Raw genomic sequence first — 3,452 nt, forward strand, 5'->3', positions numbered from 1 at the left:
TGCATAAACAGATAACTGAGATCACCGGTGCTAATGTCTTCTTTGCCAGGCCTTATCACTCATGGGAGCGTGGTTTAAATGAACACAGTAACGGACTTATCCGCCGTTTTTACCCAAAAGGAACGGACTTCAACTCAGTCACGGACAACGAGATTGCAGAACTTGAGCACATACTTAATACTCGGGGACGAAAATCGTTGAGCTATTTTTCTCCAAATGAAGTATTTTTAGCTCATCTAATGGCTGCATAACGTTTTATGGGTTGTTGCGTTTCGACTGGGAATGGGCCTCCCCATGTTCAATTCTCTTAACCGTGGCTCAAGAATAATGTTACAATGGCACGCTTGAGCGATAATTTCTGCCGTTTTCTGCGTGCGCCCTAAGTCGCTGGATATAATGTGAGTGATGCCAATTGATTTCACTCTTTCAGCAATCAATTTAGCTTGTCTAATGCCAACTTCAGTGAGTGGGCTGTCAGATTGTCCCTGAATACAGTGAGCCACGTTCCATTCAGTTTCTCCGTGGCGAACAAGATAGACCTGTAACATAATAATTTTCCGTTATACTTCACAAAATAATATTTTAAAGGATACTAATTAATGTATAAAGTAATCGCAGCAACCGCAAATCCGGCCAAAAAAAACGCTATTCATTTAGCATTTGAAGCTGTTTTTGGTGCTGGCAATTATCAAATAGAAAGTATCAATGTTAGTAGTAATGTAGCCCAACAACCAATTGGTAATACGGAAACCCGCACAGGTGCACGCCAGCGTGTTATGGCTTCACGTCAAGTTCGGCCTGAAGCCGATTTTTGGGTAGGTATTGAAGCTGGGATTGAAGATGAAATGACTTTTGCCTGGATAACCATTGAACATAAACAAATTCGCGGTGAATCGCGTTCTGCCAGTATTATGTTACCGGAGCAAATTTTGTTTAGTATTCAACAAGGCCGCGAGTTAGGCGATGTGATGGCGAATATCACTGGTATGGCTAATATTAAACACAACGAAGGGGCAATTGGTTTTTTTACTAATGGTTTACTCAGCCGTACCAGTGTCTACCAACAAGCGCTTATTTTAGCATTAGCACCTATCCAACATGAAATTTATAAAGAACTTAATGTGCTACATGACAGCTAGCTCATGTCAGCGTAACCAAATCGTATAAAGAGTGACTAAAGGTGTACATTTTACAATTTAATAAAAGATGTTTATGGCTTGAGTAACTGCTGTTCCAACCAAACTTTCACCTCTTTAGTCGCACTCTTCAGACTATTAGAACCCCGTGTGATGGTGGCAATTCCGACACCTAACTCACTTTTAAGCTCTCGCTGACTCATTTCACCGTCCATTAATGCCTGAATAATCCGAACTCTAGTCCCCAATGCCACACGTTCATCTGGGGTTAAAAATAATTGTAAAATGGGTTGCTGTAACTCTTGTTGGAAAGCACTACGCAATAATTCGACAAAGCGTTGCCAATCACTATTTTCTTCAGGTTGAAGGGCTGGATCAATAAGATAGTTTTCCATAATATATACCGCCATACTATTTAACTAGTACAATAGCATAACATAAACAGCTCGGTGATGAACACAAAGAGCACTAATAGTTCATCATCCATTCGCTTTTTGTTAATATTTTAACTGATTTACCGAGAAAATATTGATAAAAAAGATTGTAGACAAGTACATTTTTAACATAACGTCGCATTTCAGAAAATGGGATACTTTCAATAAAAGAGATAACATCTAATTTTCCGTTACTGATTGCTAACCAACGCGCCACTCTGGCAGGTCCAGCATTATAAGCAGCACAAGCTAATACCCGATTAAATCCAAATTGCTGAAAAACTGTCTCCAAATATGCGGTACCAAGCTCAATATTTTTTTCTGAATCAATTAACTTACTACTATCGGTATAATCTGCAATGCCATTCGATTTTGCGACTTGTTGTGCTGTCTGTGGCATTAATTGCATCAAACCAATCGCACCCGCAGCAGAACGCACTTGTGGATTCCAACCACTTTCTTGTCTGGCAATCGCCATGGCAAAACTTTTATCAATTTTTTTATCTTTTGTGTGCCGTTCAAATTCGTGTTCCCAGGCAATAGGAAAACGCTCTGTTAAATGATCCCATAGTTTGGCAATAATTGTCGCCTGTACACTCAAATCAGCCCACCGATGTTCAAATGCATAGCGTGCTAGTTGCTGTTGGCGGATTTTTTTCTGTCTGATAAGCAGATTAATCCATTCAGTACGGGCTAAATTTTCCTTTTTCCAAAACAACAATTCACCAATTCGCTGTACTTTAGGCAATAAATCGATATCATTTTCAGGTTTAGCGGCAACCGCAATATTAATAGGATACGGAATGTTCAATTTTTGTGCCGCAACCATAGGATAAAATCCGCGCTTTTTCACCAAGTTGAATAATATCTTTTTACCATGTTTAGGCTTACCTTGAGCGATTAGGGTAATAGCCTGCCAATATTGCCACTCTTCCTTATTTCGGCTTTCTTTAGGTAATCGCTTTAACCATTGCGCAAGCGAAACCATATCATTGCTTGCCAGTGCTAAACGCACCCTTCGTTCACGTAAAGAAATTGAAGATGAGTGTTGAATAACAGTATCACGCCACTTAGCTTGTTGTAGCGTCACCTCTCCGAATAATTGCCAGGCAATATCATCCTTCAATTGCTGTTGTTGTAAATGGCTCATTTTCTGTGCTTGGATAATAATCGGTATCGCAGCCTTAGCCTTCTCTACTGACTGGCTGGCAAAGCGGTTAATAACAATATCACTTGTCGATTAAACGCCGATGGCTTGACCAGGCTGGCAAATTTCACCACTAAAGAGGGATCTTGCTGTAATTTGGCCAAGCGCTGGCCGATAATTTGATCTTTAGTTGGTAACCTATTGACTAAGCTGGTAACCAGAGCAGCATCATTACTTTTAATAGCTAAAAAAATACGTTGCAAAATCAATTCAGTGGTTAATTGTCCAGCTTGTTGCCAACGGGCAAAAAGCTGTTCGCACGCTTGGGGTAGTGGATAGCCGTGTAACCAAATCTGTTTCGCTCCCTGCCACGCCGCTTGCTTATTACCTGTTTGCCATTTGGCATAGTAATAATTATAACGAGCAATAATCGGCCTCGGCGGTGAAGGGCTAAAAGCTAGCAGGTTATGCCATTCTTTACGCTGGGCAAGCTGATTGACAAAAAGGGTAGATAACTTTTGATTGAGGGGAAAATGGGGATATTGTTTGATAAAAGGGCACCTCGAAAAACCTAAGCCGAGTTTGATTTTGCTGATAAAGTTATCGGAAGCTGGTCTACTGAGCTAACCACCATGAAGAAACGCAGCGCCATTAAGAATGACCTCTTTGCAAACCAGTATCACCAACAGACGATCGACAAGTTGGGTGACCCGCTGGTCAAGATCGAAACCTGTA

5 protein-coding genes and 1 pseudogene are annotated in these 3,452 nt (G+C 40.8%); 2 read left to right on the forward strand and 4 right to left on the reverse strand.

Annotated features, from left to right (window positions below):
• The coding region (locus tag CBG25_RS01485) for an IS30 family transposase (protein WP_290603962.1) at positions 1–251 on the forward strand (251 nt) is incomplete at its 5' end.
• A 39-nt stretch (positions 252–290) separates the two neighbouring features.
• Here CBG25_RS01485 and CBG25_RS01490 read toward each other — a convergent pair.
• Positions 291–548 (reverse strand): annotated as a pseudogene (locus CBG25_RS01490) (histidine phosphatase family protein); the annotation flags it as partial.
• A gap of 51 nt (positions 549–599) precedes the next feature.
• Between CBG25_RS01490 and yjjX the strand changes: the two are divergent.
• Positions 600–1,139 carry an inosine/xanthosine triphosphatase gene (gene yjjX, locus CBG25_RS01495; protein ID WP_290604018.1) on the forward strand — a complete coding sequence of 180 codons (540 nt, stop codon included), beginning with the start codon at positions 600–602 and terminating at the stop codon, positions 1,137–1,139.
• Positions 1,140–1,210: 71 nt separating this feature from the next.
• Here the strand turns inward: yjjX and trpR are convergent, their stop codons facing one another.
• From trpR to CBG25_RS21210, 3 genes are all read right to left on the reverse strand, one after another.
• Positions 1,211–1,534, reverse strand: coding sequence for a trp operon repressor (trpR, locus tag CBG25_RS01500; protein WP_180817495.1), 324 nt, complete (start codon positions 1,532–1,534; stop codon positions 1,211–1,213).
• Positions 1,535–1,604: 70 nt separating this feature from the next.
• Entirely contained in the window at positions 1,605–2,798 is a 1,194-nt protein-coding gene (gene sltY, locus CBG25_RS01505; RefSeq protein WP_366212653.1) for a murein transglycosylase, read from the reverse strand.
• Positions 2,765–3,313 carry a hypothetical protein gene (locus CBG25_RS21210; RefSeq protein WP_366212654.1) on the reverse strand — a complete coding sequence of 183 codons (549 nt, stop codon included), beginning with the start codon at positions 3,311–3,313 and terminating at the stop codon, positions 2,765–2,767. Before CBG25_RS21210 ends, sltY begins: the two co-directional genes overlap by 34 nt.
• Positions 3,314–3,452: the final 139 nt, after the last annotated feature.

The sequence above is a fragment of the Arsenophonus sp. ENCA genome (assembly GCF_002287155.1).
GTDB classification, from domain to species: domain Bacteria; phylum Pseudomonadota; class Gammaproteobacteria; order Enterobacterales; family Enterobacteriaceae; genus Arsenophonus; species Arsenophonus nilaparvatae.